13 protein-coding genes are annotated in these 19,786 nt (G+C 70.2%); 5 read left to right on the top strand and 8 right to left on the bottom strand.

Going from position 1 to position 19,786, the window contains the following annotated elements; all coding sequences use genetic code 11:
- Positions 1 to 18 precede the first annotated feature (18 nt).
- The 3 genes from ABT009_RS12645 (at position 19) to ABT009_RS12635 (ending at position 4,063) form a co-directional block, all read left to right on the top strand.
- Positions 19 to 1,512, top strand: coding sequence for a cellulase family glycosylhydrolase (locus ABT009_RS12645; RefSeq protein ID WP_351292553.1), 1,494 nt, complete (start codon positions 19 to 21; stop codon positions 1,510 to 1,512).
- Positions 1,513 to 1,524: 12 nt separating this feature from the next.
- The gene (locus ABT009_RS12640; protein WP_351292551.1) at positions 1,525 to 3,246 is read left to right on the top strand and encodes a glycoside hydrolase family 6 protein; all 1,722 of its coding nucleotides are present in this window, start codon (positions 1,525 to 1,527) and stop codon (positions 3,244 to 3,246) included.
- A gap of 292 nt (positions 3,247 to 3,538) precedes the next feature.
- Positions 3,539 to 4,063 (top strand): hypothetical protein, encoded by a 525-nt coding sequence (locus ABT009_RS12635; RefSeq protein ID WP_351292549.1) that lies wholly within the window; start codon positions 3,539 to 3,541, stop codon positions 4,061 to 4,063.
- A gap of 75 nt (positions 4,064 to 4,138) precedes the next feature.
- On the opposite strand, the gene ABT009_RS12630 is transcribed toward ABT009_RS12635, so the two are convergent.
- The 6 genes from ABT009_RS12630 to ABT009_RS12605 all read right to left on the bottom strand — a co-directional run bounded on the left by ABT009_RS12630 (position 4,139) and on the right by ABT009_RS12605 (position 13,345).
- A complete protein-coding gene (locus ABT009_RS12630; protein ID WP_351292547.1) occupies positions 4,139 to 4,975 on the bottom strand; it encodes an aldo/keto reductase in 837 nt (278 codons plus the stop codon).
- Positions 4,976 to 5,251: 276 nt separating this feature from the next.
- Positions 5,252 to 6,028, bottom strand: a complete 777-nt coding sequence (locus ABT009_RS12625) for an ABC transporter ATP-binding protein (protein ID WP_351292545.1) — start codon at positions 6,026 to 6,028, stop codon at positions 5,252 to 5,254.
- Entirely contained in the window at positions 6,025 to 8,826 is a 2,802-nt protein-coding gene (locus ABT009_RS12620) for an ABC transporter permease subunit (RefSeq protein ID WP_351292543.1), read from the bottom strand. Before ABT009_RS12620 ends, ABT009_RS12625 begins: the two co-directional genes overlap by 4 nt.
- A 43-nt stretch (positions 8,827 to 8,869) precedes the next feature.
- Positions 8,870 to 10,129, bottom strand: a complete 1,260-nt coding sequence (locus ABT009_RS12615; RefSeq protein ID WP_351292541.1) for an ABC transporter substrate-binding protein — start codon at positions 10,127 to 10,129, stop codon at positions 8,870 to 8,872.
- A gap of 154 nt (positions 10,130 to 10,283) precedes the next feature.
- Positions 10,284 to 12,110 (bottom strand): AMP-dependent synthetase/ligase, encoded by a 1,827-nt coding sequence (locus tag ABT009_RS12610; protein WP_351292539.1) that lies wholly within the window; start codon positions 12,108 to 12,110, stop codon positions 10,284 to 10,286.
- A gap of 365 nt (positions 12,111 to 12,475) precedes the next feature.
- A complete protein-coding gene (locus tag ABT009_RS12605) occupies positions 12,476 to 13,345 on the bottom strand; it encodes a LysR substrate-binding domain-containing protein (RefSeq protein WP_351292537.1) in 870 nt (289 codons plus the stop codon).
- A gap of 133 nt (positions 13,346 to 13,478) precedes the next feature.
- On the opposite strand from ABT009_RS12605, the gene ABT009_RS12600 reads away from it, so the two are divergent.
- Positions 13,479 to 14,522 carry a bile acid:sodium symporter family protein gene (locus ABT009_RS12600; RefSeq protein WP_351292535.1) on the top strand — a complete coding sequence of 348 codons (1,044 nt, stop codon included), beginning with the start codon at positions 13,479 to 13,481 and terminating at the stop codon, positions 14,520 to 14,522.
- A gap of 30 nt (positions 14,523 to 14,552) precedes the next feature.
- Here ABT009_RS12600 and ABT009_RS12595 read toward each other — a convergent pair whose 3' ends face one another.
- Positions 14,553 to 16,493: an exo-alpha-sialidase gene (locus ABT009_RS12595; RefSeq protein WP_351292533.1), complete on the bottom strand. Its 1,941-nt coding sequence runs from the start codon at positions 16,491 to 16,493 to the stop codon at positions 14,553 to 14,555.
- 452 nt (positions 16,494 to 16,945) lie between these two features.
- Between ABT009_RS12595 and ABT009_RS12590 the strand changes: the two genes are divergently transcribed.
- The gene (locus ABT009_RS12590; RefSeq protein ID WP_351292531.1) at positions 16,946 to 17,890 is read left to right on the top strand and encodes a sulfotransferase family protein; all 945 of its coding nucleotides are present in this window, start codon (positions 16,946 to 16,948) and stop codon (positions 17,888 to 17,890) included.
- Between the two features lie 321 nt (positions 17,891 to 18,211).
- On the opposite strand, the gene ABT009_RS12585 is transcribed toward ABT009_RS12590, so the two are convergent.
- On the bottom strand, positions 18,212 to 19,672 hold the full coding sequence (locus tag ABT009_RS12585) for a GH1 family beta-glucosidase (RefSeq protein ID WP_351292529.1): 1,461 nt from the start codon (positions 19,670 to 19,672) through the stop codon (positions 18,212 to 18,214).
- Between the last annotated feature and the right edge of the window lie 114 nt (positions 19,673 to 19,786).

Genomic DNA, 19,786 nt, shown 5'->3' with positions numbered 1-19,786 from the left:
ATCTGTAAGGAGTCGCTCATGCGACACCCCCCGCGCCTATCCGTACTGCTCGTCTCGGCCGGTCTGGCCTTGGTGGGCACCGCGGTGGCACCGGTGGTGACGGCGTCCGGAGCCGAACCCGTCTGCACGGTCGAGTACGAGACCGTCGGGCAGTGGGACAGCGGCTTCCAGGGAGCCGTGACCATCACCAACAACGGTCCGTCGGTGAGCAGTTGGGAGCTCACCTTCGACTTCGCCGACGGCCAGAAGGTCACGCAGGGCTGGAACGCCAAGTGGTCCCAGTCGGGCACGACCGTCACGGCGGCCAACGAGAGCTACAACGGCTCTCTCGGCACGGGCGCGAGCACCAGCGCCGGCTTCCTCGCCTCGTCGTCAGGCAGCAACACCGCACCCACCACGTTCAAACTGAACGGCACCACTTGCAACGTGGAGTCCGAGCCCGATCCGGATCCCACGGACCCGACCGATCCCCCGACGGATCCGCCGGACCCGGAGGAAGGGCCACCCGCCCTCAAGGTCTCCGGCAACAAGCTCGTCGACGCGAACGGCGCGACCCGCCGCATGCTCGGTGTCAACCGCTCCGGCGGCGAGTTCATGTGCGTCCAGGGCTACGGCATCTGGGACGGCCCCGTCGACGACGCCTCCGTCAAGGCGATCGCCGACTGGAACGTCAACACCGTCCGCATCCCGCTCAACGAGGAGTGCTGGCTGGGCCTGGACAACATCAAGCCCGAGTACGCGGGCGCCAACTACATCAACGCCGTCAAGGAGTTGGTGGCGCGCGTCGAGGCGCACGGCATGACGCCGGTGGTGGAACTGCACTGGTCGTACGGCCAGTACACCGGCAACTCGGCAGGCTGCTCCGACGTGCACGCCAGCTGCCAGAAGCCGATGCCCAACATGCAGTACACGCCGTCCTTCTGGGCCTCGGTGGCGAACACCTTCAAGGACGACAAAGCCGTCGTCTTCGACCTGTTCAACGAGCCGTACCCGGACCGTGCCACGTCCACCACCGAGCAGGCCTGGACCTGCTGGCGTGACGGCGGCACCTGCTCCGGAATCGGCTACGAGGTCGCGGGCATGCAGGACCTGGTCGACGCCATCAGGGACACGGGCGCCACCAACCTGATCCTGGCGGGCGGCCTCGCCTACTCCAACGACCTCAGCCAGTGGCTGACGTACAAGCCGTCCGATCCGGCGGGCAATCTCGCCGCCGCCTGGCACGTCTACAACTTCAACACCTGCTCCAACGAAAGCTGCTGGGACTCCACGCTCGCTCCCGTCGCCGCCGAGGTCCCGCTCGTCGCGGGCGAGATCGGCGAGAACACCTGCGCGCACTCGTTCATCGACCGCGTCATGCAGTGGTTCGACGACCGGGACCTCTCCTACCTGGGCTGGACCTGGAACACCTGGGACTGCTCCTCCGGTCCATCCCTGATCAGCAACTACGACGGCACTCCTACGTCGTTCGGTATCGGGCTGCGCGATCACCTGCGCTCCCTCAACGGATAAGGACACCTGTTCATGAGTCGCACCAGAACAGCACTACTGGCCTCCATGGCCCTGGTCGCCGGGGCCACAGGCAGCGCCCTGACGCTGGCGGACACCGCCGCGGCCGCCACCCCCTGCACCGTCGACTACAAGGTGCAGAACCAGTGGGACACCGGCTTCACCACCGCCGTCACGGTCACCAACCTCGGCTCCGCCAAGTCGTCCTGGTCCCTCGGGTGGACGTTCGCCGGCAACCAGAAGATCACCAACGGCTGGAACGCCCAGCTCAGCCAGAGCGGCGCCGCCGTCACGGCGAAGAACGAGAGCTACAACGGGTCGCTGGCGACCGGCGGTTCGGTCAGCTTCGGCTTCAACGGCTCCTACACCGGAACCAACGCCCTGCCCACCACCTTCACGCTCGACGGTGTCACTTGTAACGTCGACGACGGCGGCAGCGAGCCCACCGACCCGCCCACCGACCCGCCCACGGATCCGCCGGCGGGTGAGCGCGTCGACAACCCGTACTCCGGGGCCAAGGTGTACGTGAACCCCGAGTGGTCCGCCAAGGCCGCCGCCGAGCCGGGCGGTAACCGGATCGCCGACCAGCCCACCGGTGTCTGGCTCGACCGGATCGCCGCCATCAACGGCGTCAACGGCGGCATGGGCCTGCGCGACCACCTCGACACGGCGCTGGAGCAGAAGGGCTCCGACGAGATGGTCGTCCAGCTCGTCATCTACAACCTGCCCGGCCGCGACTGCGCCGCCCTCGCCTCCAACGGCGAGCTCGGCCCGACGGAGATCGACCGGTACAAGACCGAGTACATCGACCCGATCGCCGCGATCCTCGCCGACGAGAAGTACGCGGACCTGCGCATCGTCACCACGATCGAGATCGACTCGTTGCCGAACCTGGTGACCAACACCGGCAGCCGGGCCACAGCCACGCCCGAGTGCGACGTGATGAAGGCCAACGGCAACTACGTGAAGGGCGTCGGCTACGCCCTGAACAAGCTCGGTGATGTCCCCAACGTCTACAACTACATCGACGCCGGGCACCACGGCTGGATCGGCTGGGACGACAACTTCACCGCGTCCGCGGAGACGTTCAAGCAGGCCGCCACCGCCGAGGGCGCCACGGTCAACGACGTCCACGGCTTCATCGCCAACACCGCCAACTACAGCGCCCTGAAGGAGGAGAACTTCACGATCAACGACTCGGTGGGCGGCAAGTCGGTCCGCGAGTCCAAGTGGGTCGACTGGAACCGCTACGTGGACGAGCTGTCCTTCGCCCAGGCCATGCGCGAGAAGCTCGTCTCCATCGGCTTCGACTCCGGCCTCGGCATGCTGATCGACACTTCGCGCAACGGCTGGGGCGGCGCGAACCGGCCCACCGGACCGGGCGCGACCACCGACGTGGACACCTATGTCAACGGTGGCCGCTACGACCGCCGCATCCACCTCGGCAACTGGTGCAACCAGTCCGGCGCCGGCCTCGGCGAACGCCCGCAGGCCTCGCCCGAGCCCGGCATCGACGCCTACGTGTGGATGAAGCCGCCGGGGGAGTCCGACGGTGCCAGCGAGGAGATCGACAACGAAGAGGGCAAGGGCTTCGACCGGATGTGCGACCCGACGTACACCGGTAACCCCCGCAACAACAACAACATGTCCGGTGCCCTCGGGGACGCGCCCCTCTCCGGGCACTGGTTCTCCGCCCAGTTCCAGGAGCTCATGAAGAACGCGTACCCGGCGCTGTGACGCCAGGTCCGCCGGGGCCGGCCGTACGGTCGGCCCCGGCGGACGAGCTCCGGGGCCCGGCGGACCACCTCCCACCGCCGGGCCCCGGAGGCGTACTCCACCCTCGCCGAACAGGAACAACGGACCAGGAACCCGACAGGACCAGTGGGTCCGCGTGCCCGGACCACCGTCCGGCTGAATTCACGGGACCGAGCAGCGGATCCCCGGCGCGCGCTGTCACGCCCACCGCATGGCGGGCCTTGATGCTCGGCCTCGCATCCGATCCGTTTCCGGTGTGAGGAGTCGAGTCTCAATGAAGATCCGTACGGCTGCGGCGGTGATCGCGACGCTGGGGGCCCTGAGCGCTCCGGCGACCATCCCGTCGGCCTCGGCAGCAACGGCGAAGTCCGGTCTGTCCGGCGATCTGAGTGTCAGCACCTGCAATGTCAGCGGGGCCGGCACCGGCGACCAAGTGTCCGTCCGGCTCCACAGCTTCAACGGCATGACGACGGGCTGGCAGGTGCTGGACGGTGCCTTCCAGCCGGGCAGCCGCGAGGTGTTCGATCTCGCCGACCTGCCTTCCGGCTGGGATCTGACCTCCGCTGTCGAGTTCAGCAAGGTGGGCCCGGACGACTGGTGCGTGCGGTCGGTCAGGCTCGCCAGGAACGGCGGCGGCTGGAGATCGGGACCGCTGAAGGCCCGTTCCTTCCCCTTCCGGGGGTCGCCGTACAGGTGGATCGGGGACAACCTGCCCCCCGGCGCCCACACGCAGCCCGATGGCAGGGTGTACATCTACTCCTACCCGACCCTGACGGTGAGCTGGCCCTATCTGCGCTGATCCGCCGGACCAGCGGACATGACAACGGCGTGGCCGCCCGGGAGTGCCGGGCGGCCACGCCGCTGCTCGCCGGCTTCAGGAGAAGTCGAACGTCGCCGGGTCCGGGCCCAGCCGGCGCTCCTCGTTCAGGGCGCTGATCGCGGCCAGGTCCTCCACGTCCAGCTCGAAGTCGTAGACCTCGATGTTCTCCTTGATCCGGGACGGCGTCACGGACTTGGGGATCACCACGTTGCCGAGCTGGATGTGCCAGCGCAGCACGATCTGGGCCGGCGTACGGCCGTGCTTCTGGGCGATCGCGATGATCGCCGGGACCTCAAGGAGGCCCTTGCCCTGGCCCAGCGGCGACCAGGCCTCCGTGGCGATGCCCTGCTCCGCGTGGTACTCGCGGGCCGCCCGCTGCTGCAGGTGCGGGTGCAGCTCGATCTGGTTGACGGCCGGGATCACGGACGTCGCGTCGATCAGCCGCTCCAGGTGTTCCGGCAGGAAGTTGGAGGTGCCGATCGACTTGACACGGCCGTCGGCGAGGAGCTTCTCGAAGGCCTTGTACGTGTCGATGTACTGGTCCCGGGCCGGCAGCGGCCAGTGGATCAGGTACAGGTCGACATAGTCGAGCCCGAGCTTCTCGAGGGAGACGTCGAAGGCGCGCAGTGTCGCGTCGTAGCCCTGGTCGCTGTTCCAGAGCTTGGTGGTGACGAAGAGGTCCTTGCGCGGGATGCCGGACGCGGCGATCGCCTTGCCCGTGCCCTCCTCATTGCCGTAGATCGCAGCGGTGTCGATGCTGCGGTACCCGGTCTGAAGCGCCGTGGCGACGGCCCGCTCGGCCTCGTCGTCCGGCACCTGCCAGACGCCGTAACCCAGCTGCGGCATCTCGATGCCGTTGTTGAGGATGATCGGGGGGACCTTGCTGCTCACGAGCTCTCGATCCTTTGTCGTCGGGTGGTACGTCCATCGTCAACGATCACGGGTGACGGTGCATTCCTGGTTCACGGTCCGGTTGTGCGGTCGTTCCGGTGGGCCCCGTGGCCGTTGAGGGAGCCGCGAGATTCGGCTGACACGGATCCGATCATATCGACCCGGTCCGGATCATTGACCGGGTCCTGACATACAGCGCTGTAGGCGGCTGTGTGGGCAGCGGTGTGGTGCCGGGTCGGTGGTGTCGTGCCAGGTCAGCGGGCCGGCGGTGTCAGGTCACTGCGCCGACGTACCGAGGTACGCGTCGCGTACGGCGGGGTCCGCCCTGACGTCCGCGGCGCCGCCCTCCGCCAGCACGGAGCCCAGGTCGAGCACGACGACACGGGCGCACAGCTCCATCACGAAGGCGACATTGTGCTCGACGAGGAGGACCGCGCAGCCCTCGTCGTCCGCGAGACGGCGGATCACCGAGGCCAGATGACGCCGCTCGTCCGCCGCCATCCCGGACGCGGGCTCGTCCAGCAGCAGCACCCTGGGCGGATCGGCCACGGCGCGGGCCAGCTCGACCATCCGCGCCTGGCCGACGGGCAGGCCGCCCGCGTACGACTCGGTGAGCCCGTCGAGTCCGCAGGTTTCCAGCACCGCCGCGGCCCGTCGCCTCCGTGCCGCCTCCTGCGTACGCCGGGTCGGCGCCGTCACCAGATCGGCGGCCAGCCCGCCACCGCCGCCGCGCCACTCCTGCGCGACCAGCAGGTTGTCGGCGACCGTCAGCTGGCCGAACAGCTGCTGCCGCTGGAACGTGCGGCGCATGCCGTGCCGGGCGCGCCACACGGGGGAGCGGCGCGTGATGTCCGTGCCGTCGAGCAGGATCCGGCCCTCGTCGGGCCGGCGGATGCCGGACAGGACGTCGAAGAGGGTCGTCTTGCCCGCTCCGTTGGGCCCGATGAGTCCGCACACCTCACCGGCCCGCAGCTGTACACCGACGCCCGCCAGGGCCCGGACGCCCCCGAACCGGACGCCGATTCCGGAGGCCTCGAGGACGTTCTCGCTCATGGCTGCACCACCCCTCGCGTGCCCGAAGCCTGCGGTCCTGGCGCCGGTCCGGCCTGCTCCGGGCGGTCCGGTCCGGGCGCCGCGATGCCGAGATACGCCTCCGCGAGCCGGTCCGCCTGCACCTGGTCGCGCGGCCCGCACCAGGACACCCGGCCCTGGGCGAGGTACGCGACGGTGTCGGCGACGCCGAGGACCTCCGCCGCCTTCTCCTCGACGAGCAGCAGCGCCGTACCCGCCTCCCGCAACTCCGCCAGCAGCCGGAACACCTCCTCGACCACACGTGGCGCCAGCCCCAGGGACGGCTCGTCCGCGATCAGCACCTGCGGCGGGCGCAGGAGCAGCGGCGCGAGGGCCAGCATCTGCTGCTCCCCGCCCGACAGCGAGCCCGCCGCGACGCGCCGCCGCGCCGCGAGGCTCGGGAACCGCTCGTACACGGCGTCCCGTTCGCCCTTGCCGGGCAGCCGCAGGGCGAGGTTCTCCTCGATGGTGAGCCCCGGGAAGATGCCGCGTCCCTCCGGCGCCAGAACGACCCCGGCCCGCGAACGCCGTACGGCACCCTCGCGCGTGGCGTCGCGCCCGCCGACGTACACCGCGCCCGCACTCGGCGCGAGCAGCCCCGCGGCGACCCTGCAGGTCGTGGACTTGCCCGCGCCGTTGGGACCGAGCAGCGCGAGGATCTCACCGGGCCGTACGGCGAGATCGACGCCGTGCAGCACCGGGGCACCGTCGTACCCGGCTCGGACGCCGCGGAGTTCGAGAGCAGGGGACACTTCAGCCCGTCCTGGGGGCACCTCCCAGCGGTAGCTGGGGGAGTTTGAGGACGAGCCCGAAGGGCGATCCGAGGTCTGGGGCGGAGCCTCGGTCACAGGATGGGGTGGGCTGGGGGAGACCGCCGCCCGCCTCCGGTGCAACCGCACCGGCAGCGCCGCGCAGTACCCGTCCGGGTCGTTCGCCAGGGCCAGGCCCGCCAGGCCGAAGAGGATCACCGGGAGGTGTACGGACTCGGTGACGTAGTCCGACACGAGGTGTGGGACGAGGGCGAAGACGAGGCCCGCGACCACCGCGAACTGCGGCCTGCGCACGCCCGCCGCGACCACCACCGCGAGCCAGATCAACCCGGTCATCGCCGTGAAGTCGGTCGCGGTGATACGGGTGTTGTACGACGCGTACATCACGCCGCCGAAGCCGGCGAGCCCGGCGGACAGCGTGAAGAGCAGCAGCTTCGTACGGACCACGGAGACGCCGGAGGCCATGGCGGCCGCGGGCGCCGAACGCACCGCCAGCATGGCGCGGCCGGACGGCGAGCCGCGCAGGGCGCTCAGGCTCGCCACCGCCGCCGTGACGAGCACGATCATCGCGACGCCCATGGCACGGTCGTCGTTGAGGTCCACCGGACCGAACACCGGCCGGGGGATCTCCCAGCCGGTGTCGCCGTTCCTCAACCACCCCATCTGGAACAGCACTTGGTCGGCCAGGAACGCGAGCGCCAGCGTCGCCAGGGCGAGGGAGCGGCCGCCGAGCCGGAGCGCCGGAAGCGCCACCAGCGCGCCGAGCAGCGCGGCGGCGCAGGTGCCGGCCAGCGCGGCCGCGACGAAAGGCCATCCGTGGCTCATCAGCAGCCCCGCCATCAGCGCCGCCCCTGTCACGAACGTCGCCTGCGCCAGCGACACCATCGCGCCGAGCCCCGTCACCACCGTGAAGGAGATGAAGACGAGCGATATCGCGAGCCCTTGGGCGAGGATGCCGCTCCAGAAGGGGGTCGTGACGGTGTAGAAGGCGAGCGCGAGCAGGACGGCGGCCACCGCCCACGGACCCCAGCGCCGCGCCCACGACCGGCCCGCCAGATAGTCGACCGGCGGTGCGTCGGAGGCCGCCGTGCCCGCCGTCCGCTGCCGTCGGGTCATCAGCAGCAGCCCGGCGAAGAGGATCAGGAACGGCACCGCGGTACGGAATCCGGTGATGCTGTCGGCGAAGGACGCGTATCCCGCGACGAGGTTCTGCAGCACACCGAGGCCCAGGCCGCCCGCGAAGGCGAGCGGGATCGACGCGAACCGGCCGAGCACCGCCGCCGTCGCGGAGACGAACAGGAACAGTGTGAAGTCGTGCGCCGACAGGCCCAGCAGGGGAGTGGCGAGCACTCCGGCGAGGCCCGCCAGCGCCGACGACAGCATCCACGCCACCGATGACAGCCGGTCCGCGCTCATCCCGCGCAGCTCCACGAGGGTGCGGTTGTCGACCGCGGCCCGCAGCTTCAGTCCCAGCGGGGTGTGGCGCATCAGCACCCACAGGCCGACCGCGACCACGGCCGTGCACACCCAGGTGATCAGCTGGTCGGAGTCGACCCCGACCCCGTCCACGAGCTGCCACGAGGTGGCCGGGCTCGGGCCCACACCTGGCAGCCCGAACTGGTTCTCCGCGGGCTTGACCGGTGCCCCCGCGTCCTCCAGCAGCTCCACGACCCACAGCCCCAGCGCGGGCAGCGCGACGAGCAGCCCGATCGTCGCCACGATCTGCGCCGTCTCGCCGACCCGTGCCAGCTTGCGGAACATCAGCCGGTCCAGACCCCAGCCCAGCCCAGGCGCCACGACGCACACCAGCAGCAGCGCCGTCGGCACGGCGGGCCAGCCGAAGCCGGAGTGCAGCTCGTAGAAGGCGAGCGCGCAGAGGTAGCCGGTGGCGCCGTGCGCGAAGTTGAACAGGCCCGACGCCGAGTAGGACAGGACCAGTCCGGTGGCGAGCAGCGCGTACAGCGCGCCCGAGACCAGTCCGCTCAGCACGAACCCCAGCAGATCCGACATGGCGTATCCCTCAGGTCATCCCTCAAGTCCCGGGCGCGATGGGCTACTTGAAGGGGATCGGCTCGTAGCACTCGAACGGCGACGACACCTCGTACTTGCCGTCCTTGAGCTGCACCAGCGCACCGCACCCGAAGGACTCCGTCCGCCCCCTGGGTTCGGCACGGTCGCCGACGAGCGTGCCGGTGTCGGAGAACCCGTTCGCCGCCTTCTGGAAGGACGCGACCGTGAGGTCCTCACCGGCCTTCTCGGCGATGGCGAGGAACAGGTCGGCCGACATATAGCCGGTCATCATGTGCATGTTGAGCGGCACGTCCTTCCCTGCGGCCTTCCTGATGTCCTCCTTGAACTGCCGCATCGCCGCGGTGCCCTGCTCGAACGGCTGGAAGGACAGCAGCACGTGCACCCCGTCCAGCGCCTTCCTGGTCGCGCTCTTCGCCAGCAGACCGGGGTCGTAGTCGGTCGGATCGGTGAGTACGCCCTTGTACCCGGTGCGCTTGATCGCCGTGAACAGCCCGATGTTGTACGGCGTCTGCATCACGGAGACGACGACGTCGGGTGCCTTGCCGCCGTCGCTGCGCAGGATCTCCTTCGTGTACGCGGACCAGTCGCTCGGCACCGAGGTCGCGGGCACCACGGGCTTGGCGTACGTCACCTTGTAGCCGGCCGAGGTGAAGCTCTGCTTGTAGGTGCGGATGGCGAAGGTGCCCGCGTCGTTGTCGTTGGCGAGGATCGCCACGGTCCTGCCCTCGGAGCCGCCGGTCACCTCCTTCAGCCCCTCGGGCCACGTCTGCGAGATCGTGCCGCCGGGCGACGGCACCATGCAGCCGCCGTAGCCGTAGATGTACGTGGGTCCGCAGAACGACGGGAGCGTGCCCCAGCCGAAGGTCGGAACCTTCTGCTTCTGCAGGAAGTCGGCGCCGGAGAAGGTGACCGAGCTCATCGGGACGACCGCGAACACCTTGTCCTGCTGGACGAGTTTGCGGGCCGCCGCGAGGTTCTTGGCGGGGTCCTGCCCGTCGTCCTCCGCGCCCAGGTACTCGATCTTCCGGCCGCCCACACCGCCCTCCGCGTTGGCACGGTCGAAGCGGGCCTTCGCGCCCAGGTCGGTGTCCTTCTTGCTGTAACCGCTGGCGGTCGTCATGGAGACGATCCCGCCGACCTTGATGGAGTCGTCGGTCACTCCGCGTACGGAACCGGTCTTGCCGTCCCCGGAGCCGGAACCGCCGGTGGCGGCCGAGTTGCAGGCGGTGGCGAGCAGCAGCGCGGTGGCCGCTGCGGCGAGGGTGCGGATGGGTCGCAACACGTCGGGTCCCCTCCTCGTCAGAGTGACCGAAATTCTGTGTGCGACCTGACGATCCGTCAATAACTGACGCATCGGTAATTGATGAACCGTCAGAAGTTGCAATAGGGCCGTCAGAGGGGTTGTCAGAGGACATCCGGGCCGCCGAAGCCCCGGCTCATGTCTGGTACAGCGCCTCGACCTCTGTCTGGTACGCCTGCTCGATCGCCTTCCGCTTCAGCTTCAGCGAGGGGGTGAGCAGACCGTGCTCCTCGGTGAACTGGTGGGCCAGTATCCGGAAGGTGCGGATCGACTCCGCCTGCGAAACCAGCGTGTTGGCGGCCACCACCGCACGCCGCACCTCGGTCTCCAGATCGGGGTCGCGCACCAGCTCGGCCGGTTTCAGCGTCGGCTTGCCGCGCATCTGCAGCCAGTGCTCCACGGCTTCCGCATCCAGGGTGACGAGGGCCGCGATGTACGGGCGGTCGTTGCCGACGAGGATGCACTGTGCGACCAGCGGATGGTCGCGGACCCGCTCCTCCAGGACGGCCGGCGACACGCTCTTGCCGCCGGAGGTCACCAGGATCTCCTTCTTGCGGCCGGTGATCGTGAGGTAGCCGTCCTCGTCGAGCGCACCGAGGTCGCCGGTGGCCAGCCAGCCGTCGTGCAGGGTCGCGTCGGTTGCCTTGGGATCGTTGAGGTAGCCCTGGAAGACCTGCCCGCCGTGCAGCCACACCTCGCCGTCGTCCGCGATGTGCACGGTCGTGCCCGGAATGGGCAGTCCGACCGTGCCGTAGCGGGTGCGCTCGGGCGGGTTGGCGGTCGCGGCCGCCGTCGACTCCGTCAGTCCGTACCCCTCGTAGACGAGCACGCCGGCGCCGGCGAAGAACAGTCCGAGCCGCCGGTCCATCGCCGAGCCGCCGGACATCGCGTGCCGCACCCGGCCGCCCATCGCGTCCCGCACCTTGGCGTAGACGAGCTTGTCGAAGAGCTGGTGCTGCAGGCGCAGGGCGGCGGACGGGCCCGAGCCGGTGCCGAAGGCCTTGGCCTCCACGGCGTCCGCGTACCGCACGGCGACGTCGACCGCCTTGTCGAACGCCCCGGCCTTGCCGTCCTTCTCGGCCTTGCGCCGGGCCGCGTTGAAGACCTTCTCGAAGATGTACGGCACGGCCAGGATGAACGTCGGCCTGAACGCGGCCAGATCGGGCAGCAGGGCCGCCGCGTTGAGCTGCGGCTGGTGGCCGAGCTTGACTCGGCCGCGTACCGCCGCGACCTCCACCATGCGGCCGAAGACGTGCGCGAGCGGCAGGAACAGCAGCGTGACCGCCTCGTCGCCGCGCTTGGAGTGGAACACCGGCTCCCAGCGCTCGATCACCGTGTCGGCCTCGAACATGAAGTTGCCGTGGGTGATCACACAGCCCTTGGGGCGGCCGGTGGTGCCCGAGGTGTAGATGACCGTCGCGACGGATTCCGGGGTGACCGCCGCCCGGTGCCGGTGCACCACGTCGTCGTCGATGTGCGCGCCCGCCTCGTACAGCTCCTGCACCGCGTCCTCGTCGAGCTGCCACAGGCACCGCAGCCGGGGCAGCCGGTCTATGACCGAGCCGACCGTCATGGCGTGGTCCTCGTGCTCGACCATGGCGGCGGTCACCTGGGCGTCGTGCATCATCCAGAAGACCTGCTCGGCGGATGACGTGGGATAGACGGGCACCACCTGGGCACCGATCGTCCACAGCGCGAAGTCGAAGAGCGTCCACTCGTAGCGGGTACGGGACATGATCGCGACGCGGTCCCCGAACCGTACGCCCTGTGCCAGCAGTCCCTTGGCGAGCGCGAGCACCTCGTCGCGGAACTCGGCGGCGGTCACGTCACGCCACTGTCCGTCGTCCCCCTTGCGGCCCAGGGCGATGCGCAGCGGGTCCTCGACGGCATGGTCGAACACGGCGTCGGCCAGGCCGCCCACCGCCGGCGGCAGCGCCAACGGAGGGGTGGTGAACTCGCGCAATGATGCTCCTAGTGATGCTCCGCACAGCGCGGTGACCGTACCTCACGGCGCGGCGCCGTGGGAGGGGGTCCGGATCGTCCGGGCTCCGGCATATGCACTGGTCAGCCGTCGAAATGTGGCCACAAGTGGAAAGGGCGGGACAGAATACTTACGGTTCAGTAAGTTCGGGTGCCCTAATCTCCACTGAATCTGTGCAGATTTGTCACTCGGGTTGGGCGGTCGCTCCTGCGGTGTGGCCCATCGCGATCCCGGACAGCCCTCTGGCCGCCGACCTGCCGACCAGTCAGCTTCGTACTGGTTCAGCCTCTTTGGCCCGGGCGCTGGTGCCGGAGACCCTGGGCTGTTCCGTCGCTTCCGTCCTCCGGCTAAGGTCTGCCTCCGCTCAGCCGGTCGCCGCCCGTCAGGATCGCCGCCGCGAGCGCGTCCGCCGCGGCCTGCGCGGAGGCCCGGCGCCTGCCGTGGACCAGTACGAAGTCGACCTCGCCCAGCTCCGGCAGGCCCGCCCGGTCGGGGACCCGCACCAGTCCCGGCGGGATCAGGCCGCGGGAGTGGGCCATCACGCCGAGCCCGGCGCGGGCCGCCGCGATCAGGCCGTTGAGGCTGCCGCTCGTGCAGACGATGCGCCAGGCACGGCCCTGCCGCTCCAGCGCCTCGAGGGCCAGGGCGCGGGTGATGCCCGGCGGCGGGTACACGATGAGCGGCACCGGCCGGTCCGGGTCGAGGCGCAGCCGCTCCGATCCGATCCACACCAGCTTGTCGTGCCGGACGGTCTCGCCGCGCGGGTCCTCCGGGCGCCGCTTGGCGAGCACGAGGTCGAGCTTCCCCGCGGCGAGCTGCTCGTGCAGCGTGCCGGACAGCTCGACCGTCAGCTCCAGATCGACTTCCGGATGGTCGTGGCGGAAGGACTCCAGGATCTCCGTGAGCGCTGTGAGGACGAAGTCCTCGGAGGCGCCGAAACGCAGCCGGCCGCGCAGCCGTGTGCCGGTGAAGAACGCCGACGCCTGCTCGTGGACCTCGAGGATGCGGCGCGCGAAGCCGAGCATCGCCTCGCCGTCCTCGGTCAGCTCCACGGAGTGGGTGTCCCGGCTGAACAGCTGTCGGCCCGTGGCGTCCTCCAGGCGCCGCACGTGCTGGCTCACCGTGGACTGGCGCAGCCCGAGCCGCCGGGCGGCCTGCGTGAAGCTGAGCGTCTGCGCCACCGCCAGGAACGTACGCAGCTGGGAAGGGTCGTACACGCTGGCCAGCCTAGCGCTGCTCATCGCGAATCGTGATGACAGTCAGAGCGGTATAGCGGATTCCCGATCACGCTGATCAAGAGGATGATGGAGAGGGCACGACCTGAACCGAGCACCGAGAGCATGGAGCACCGTGAAACGCCTGCAGTGGCCGAGCCGGCTGCCGATCGACCCGTACATCCTGGCGTTGCTCGGGACGGTGGGCGTCGCCGCTCTCCTCCCCGCGCGGGGCACCGCCGCCGATGTCGCATCGGGCGCCTCCACGGCCGCCGTGGCGCTGCTGTTCTTCCTCTACGGCGTGCGGCTGTCCACCCGCGAGGCGCTCGACGGACTGCGGCACTGGCGGCTCCACCTCACGATCCTCGCCTGCACGTTCGTCGTCTTCCCACTGCTCGGGATCGCCGCCAAAGGGCTCGTCCCGTACGTGCTGACGCCCGCCCTCTACAGCGGCTTCCTGTTCCTCACGCTCGTCCCGTCGACGGTCCAGTCGTCCATCGCCTTCACCTCGGTCGCGCGCGGCAACGTCCCCGCCGCCATCTGCGCGGGATCCTTCTCCTCGCTCGCCGGAATCGTCCTGACGCCGCTGCTCGCGGCGGCGCTCCTCGGCAGCACGGGCGGCGGGTTCTCGGCGGACTCGCTGGTGAAGATCGTGCTGCAGCTGCTGGTGCCGTTCCTGGCCGGGCAGTTCCTGCGCCGCTGGATCGGCGGTTTCGTCGCGCGCCACAAGAAGGTCCTCGGCCAGGTGGACCGCGCCTCGATCCTGCTCGTCGTCTACACGGCCTTCAGCGAGGGCATGGTGCAGGGCATCTGGCACCAGGTGACCCCGCTGCGGCTCGCCGCGCTGCTCGGTGTGGAGGCGGTGCTGCTCGCGGTGATGCTCGCGCTCACCTGGTACGGCAGCAAGCGGCTGGGCTTCGACCGGGCCGACCGGATCGCGATCCAGTTCGCCGGCTCCAAGAAGTCCCTCGCCTCCGGGCTTCCCATGGCGAGCGTGCTGTTCGGCGCGCACGCCTCGCTGGCCGTGCTGCCGCTGATGCTCTTCCACCAGATGCAGCTCATGGTCTGCGCCGTGATCGCGGGGCGCCGTGCCCGCGACCCGGAGGCGGCCCCCGCCACGACTGCGCCGCCGGCCGCGGCTCGACGAACCGCGGCCGGTACGGGGACACGTTCCGGCTGACGTCCGGACGTCAGCGGTCGCCTCTGATCGTCAGTGGTCGCCGCTGATCCCGTCCATGGGTAGCCACAGGACCGTGTCCTGGGTCTCCTGGCTCACCGATGACTCGGCTGTGCCCAGCCCGTCCAGCTCCGCGTCGCTCAATGCCCGGTCGTAGACGCGTACGTCGTCGATCGCCCCGGTGAAGTACGCCCGGCTGTCGAGCTTCTGGCCGATGTGCACACCGAAGGGGGAGTTGCGGCTGACGGAGCCCGGTACGTCGGCGGTGCTGATCTGCCTACCGTCGATGGACAGGGTCAGGTGTCCTCCGCCGCGGCGCAGCGCCAGATGGTGCCACTGGCCGTCGTTGTACGCGACCGTGGTGCGCACGGACGCGGACGTCGGGGCCGCGGCGCCGTCGCGCGTGGTGATCAGCCCGGTGATGCGGTTCGACGCGGGCTCGCCGCGCAGCCACACCTGCGGCTGCGTCGTACCGACCCCGCCCATCCACAGCAGCGGCTGCTCGCCGCTGGTGGCGGTGTAGCGGAACCACAGGGACGCGGTGAAGTCCCTGGTGCCGAGCGGAAGGCTGTCGCGGTAGGGGAGTCGTACGGCGTCGTCCGTGCCGTCGAAGCTGATCGCGCCGCCGAACCGGCCCTGCGTCTCCTCGGCGCCTCCGAGTACGGCTGCGCGGTGGGCGCCCGGCGCCAGGTCGGCGGTGGTCGGGTCGGGGCCGCGGCGGGGCTTCAGCCAGTCCTCGGTGAACCGGGCGAAACGGATCTCGTCGCGCGCGTCGACCGCTCCGCCCTCGTACATCAGGCCCACGGTGTCGCCGTCGATCCCCACCATGTCCGAGTAGCCCGACCAGTCGGTGGTCACGACTGTGCCGCGGTCGACGCTGTCCCAGGTGCGGCCGCCGTCGTAGGAGGAGCGGATCATCATGGTCCGGCGGCGGTCCGGGTCGCCGGGGCAGGCGAGCAGCATCCGGTCGCCGAGCCGCAGCGTGGAGCCCTGCACCTGGGGGGTGTAGAGGTCGGGGATGTCGCGGAACGGCGCGGTGAAGCTGTCGCCGCCGTCCCGGCTGACTGCGTGCGTACGGTGGCCCAGGTCGGTGCCGTCCTGCTCGCGGCCACTGACGTAGATCGTGCCGTCGGCGCGCTCGGTGAGCGTCATCTCGGACGGCTTCTGGCGGAACGTGCCGTCGTCGGCGATCGGCCAGGTGTCCTTCGCGCCGATCCTCCAGTGGTCGCCGCCGTCGTCGCTGACCATGAGCGCGGCGTGGTTGGCGGTGACGCGGCTGCCGTTCCACGTCTCCGCGTTGACGCCGAAGACGAGGCGGCCCGCGTGCCTGCCGCGGGTCAGCTGGATGCCGTGCACCGGTCCGGTCGCGTACCAGGAGTTCCAGTCGTCCGGCAGGATCTCGTCGCTCAGATCCCGGGGCGCCGACCAGGTGAGGCCGTCGTCGTCGCTGTACTGCATGTGCGGCGTGCGGTCGCACGGCACGGAGCAGTTCCGGCCGTCCGTGCGGCCGGTGTTGTACGTCTCCGCGAGGACGATCCGGCCGGTCCTGCGGTCCACGATGGGCGCCGGGTTGCCGTGCGTGTCGCCCCCGCCCTCGCTGACGACCTGCAGCGGGCCCCACGTGCGGCCGCCGTCCGTGGAGCGCTTGACCACGAGGTCTATGTCGCCGGCGTCGCTGCAGTCGTTCACCCGGCCCTCGGCGAAGGCGACCAGCGTGCCTTTCGTCGTCTTCACGACGGCCGGGATCCGGAAGCACGCGTAGCCGGGATCCTGTGAGGCCTTGAAGAGCACCTGTTGCTCGAAGCCGGTGGTCACCGGCGCTGCCTCCGCCGAGCCGGCCTGAGCCGAGCCGTCCTGTGCGTACCCCGGCACGGGGAGCGCGGCGACGGCGAGGGCCGACAGGGCGGTGACGAGGACACGGAGCCTTCTGAGCGTTCTTGGGGATCTGGGGCGTACACGGACATCTGACGGCATGGAGCAACCTGCCCTTCACGTCATATGGACATCTGGACATCCCACGTCCAACGTGCGCCCTATAGACGCTACTTGGGCCCCTTCGTGCCTCACAAGGACCCTGCGTCAGGGGAATTTCCGCGTCGCTGACGATCCGTCGGCTTATGAAGCACCGTCACCTCGGGATTTGAGGGGCTGGCCCGGGCCGACGGCGCGGCAGGCCTTCCGGGTGGCGCGGTGGGCCTTCCGTGTGAGGCCGCGGACCTTCCGTGTGAGGCCGTGAGCCTTCCGTGTGAGGCCAGTGGACCTCCGTGGCTCCTTCGGTGCCTGCGTGCGCGATGTGCCGTCTCCGATTTGCCTGGATGTAACCGGAAATTCGCTTCGACCCCCTGAGGTGTCCTGAACGGGGGAACGGCCGAGGGGACAGTGAGTCAGAGGCCGAAGGATCATGATCAGGGAGAGGTGGCACCACCGTGCAGGACCCCCGTTGGGACGCCGTACGCAAGGGGCTGCGGCGCAGAGGCAGACTGCTCGGCGAGGCGCTCAAGCCGCCCGCCGCCAAGCCGCTGGCTCCCGCGCCGGACCAGGCGCGGCCTCTCGACGGGATTCCCGCCCAGCCTGATTCCGGCCTCGACGGCCCGCCGGTGGAACGCGCGCGCCGGCTCGTCGAGTCCCCGGTGTTCCTGCTCTCCTCCGTACGGTCCGGCTCCACGCTGCTGCGGGTCCTGCTCAACAGCCACTCGCGGATCCGGGCGCCGCACGAGATGCACCTGCGCACCCTCCACGTCCGCCAGGACCGCGACTTCACCGTCACCGCCATGCGCGAACTGGGACTGGACCGCGAGGAGCTGGAGCACATGCTCTGGGACCGCGTGCTGGGCCACGCGCTCGAGCGCAGCGGCAAGGACCTCATCGTCGACAAGACCCCGGCCAACACCCTGATGTGGCCCCGGCTCCGCCGCGCCTGGCCTCAGGCCCGCTACATCTTCCTGATCCGCCACCCGGCCGCCGTCGTGGAGTCGCTGACGGCCCGCCGCCAGGACCCCGACCGGGACGCGATCCACGCCGAGGTCCTGCAGTACGCCGAGCGACTGGAGGAGGCGCAGGAGGCGCTCGACGGCGTTACGGTCGCGTACGAGGACCTCACCGCCGACCCAGAGCGCGAGACCCGCCGTATGTGTACCTACCTCGGTGTCGAGTGGGAAGAGGCGATGCTCGACTACGGCTCGAAGGACCACGGAGACTTCCGGCCGCACATCGGCGACTGGAGCGAGAAGATCCGCTCCGGCCGGATCCAGGCGGCCCGGACCGCGACGGACTGCTCCGGACTGCCGGAGCGGCTTGTGGAGATCGCCGAAGCGTGGGGGTATGCCGAGCCGGGGACGCAGGACGCCGAACCCGGGGTCCCGTCTACGTGAGGGGTGGCGCCCCCCTACCGGAGCCGCGGCCGAATGCGCCGGAGACCCGCTGCGACCCGGAGCACCGGGGGGATGGCGCGCTGATGCGTGAGTGCGCCCTCCGGGGCGGCGGTCATGGACCAGCCGCCCCGTCCACGCCGGCCGTCCGGGCGCCTCAGGCGGTCTCCTGCGGCTGCCGCAACCCGGCATGCCCGGACGGCGTCCGGCGTGATCACGGCCTCTGGGCTCCGTGGCATCGGCCCAGGAGCGACTCGCGCCCTGACGCAGGCGAGATGCCCCGGCGGACGGGAGCGTCAGCCCGGTAGGCGGTCCGGAAATCCGTCACCGGTTGTCGCCGACCGCGGTGGGCAGGGTGCCCGTGCGGGCCACGTCGGCGTACCACTGTGCGCTGGCCTTGGGGATGCGCTTCCCGGTGGGGTAGTCGACGTAGACGGCGCCGAACCGCTTGCTGTAGCCGTAACCCCATTCGAAATTGTCCAGCAGGGACCACAGGAAGTAGCCGCGGACGTCGACGCCCGCCTCGATCGCCCGGTGCACGGCCGTCAGGTGGCCCCGCAGATAGGCGATACGGTCCGGGTCGACGACGCGGCCCGTCGGGTCGACGTAGTCGTCGAAGGCCGCGCCGTTCTCGGTGATCATCAGCGGGAGCTCGGGGAAGTCGGCCTTGAGCCGCAGCAGCAGGTCGTACAGGCCGCTGGGGTCGACCGCCCAGCCCATCGCGGTCGTGTCGCCCGGCGGGAGGTGGAAGGCCACGTGTTCGGCGCCGGGCCAGGGACTGTGGTCGCTGCGGCCGTGGCCGTCGGCGCCGTGACCGCCCTCGCCGGTCGCGGCCGACACGAGAGTGGGTGTGTAGTAGTTGACGCCCAGGAAGTCCAGCGGCTGGTGGATCGCGGCGGTGTCTCTGTCGTGCACGAAGGACCAGTCGGTCAGGCGGGCGGTGTCCTGCAGGAGATCGTCCGGGTAGCGCCCTTCCAGTTGGGGTCCGGTGAAGATCCGGTTGGCCACTGCGTCGATGCGGCGAGCCGCGTCGGCGTCCTCCGCGCTGTCCGTGAGGGCGCGGACGTGGTGGATATTGAGGGTGATCGACGTCTGCGCGGCGGCGGGGAGCTCCGCACGCAGCGCCTGAACCGCCTTGCCGTGTGCCAGGTTGAGATGGTGCGCCGCGCGCAGAGCCGCCACCGGATCGGTGCGCCCGGGCGCGTGCACCCCCGACCCGTAGCCGAGAAAGGCGCTGCACCAGGGCTCGTTGAGGGTCGTCCAGGTCCTGACCCTGTCTCCGAGCGCCCGCGCGGCCAGGGAGGCGTACTCCGCGAACCGGTCGGCGGTGACCCGCTCCGGCCAGCCGCCGGCGTCCTCCAACTCCTGCGGAAGGTCCCAGTGGTAGAGGGTGACCACCGGTTGGATGCCCTTCTCGAGCAGGGCGTCGGTCAGCCGGCGGTAGAAGTCCAGGCCCCTCTGGACCGCGGGGCCGCGCCCGGTCGGCTGCACGCGCGACCAGGACAGCGAGAAGCGGTAGGCGCTCACACCGAGGTCGGCCATGATCCGGACGTCCTCGCGCCAGCGGTGGTAGTGGTTGCAGGCCACGTCGCCGGTGTCTCCGTTGCGCACTTTGCCGGGGGTGTGGGAGTACGTGTCCCAGATGGAGGGCGTGCGGCCGTCCTCGGTGGCGGCGCCCTCGATCTGGTACGCGGCGGTCGCGGTGCCCCAGACGAATCCCGGGGGAAACCTGCGGGCGGCGGTGGTCTGGGGGGCGGGTGCGACACGTCGGGCTGCGGTGGTCACGGAGGTCCTTCCCGATGGAAGTGGTGTGGAGCAGAGGGAGGCTGAAGTGGTGTGGAACAAAGGGAGGTGACGCGCGGACGGCAGTCGTCCGTCACGGTGATCAGGGCGTGCGCG

This window comes from Streptomyces sp. NPDC002896, assembly GCF_040295225.1.
GTDB lineage: Bacteria > Actinomycetota > Actinomycetes > Streptomycetales > Streptomycetaceae > Streptomyces.
Note: the sequence above shows the minus strand (reverse complement) of the source record. Positions and strands in the feature narration are given on the sequence as shown.

Bases quoted from the DNA above. Each gene is read 5' to 3' on its own strand.
- ABT009_RS12625 (WP_351292545.1), bottom strand. From the start codon at position 6,028: ATGAGCGAGAACGTCCTCGAGGCCTCCGGAATCGGCGTCCGGTTCGGG.
- ABT009_RS12635 (WP_351292549.1), top strand. From the start codon at position 3,539: ATGAAGATCCGTACGGCTGCGGCGGTGATCGCGACGCTGGGGGCCCTG.
- ABT009_RS12640 (WP_351292551.1), top strand. From the start codon at position 1,525: ATGAGTCGCACCAGAACAGCACTACTGGCCTCCATGGCCCTGGTCGCC.
- ABT009_RS12645 (WP_351292553.1), top strand. From the start codon at position 19: ATGCGACACCCCCCGCGCCTATCCGTACTGCTCGTCTCGGCCGGTCTG.
- ABT009_RS12620 (WP_351292543.1), bottom strand. From the start codon at position 8,826: ATGTCGGATCTGCTGGGGTTCGTGCTGAGCGGACTGGTCTCGGGCGCG.
- ABT009_RS12595 (WP_351292533.1), bottom strand. From the start codon at position 16,493: ATGCCGTCAGATGTCCGTGTACGCCCCAGATCCCCAAGAACGCTCAGA.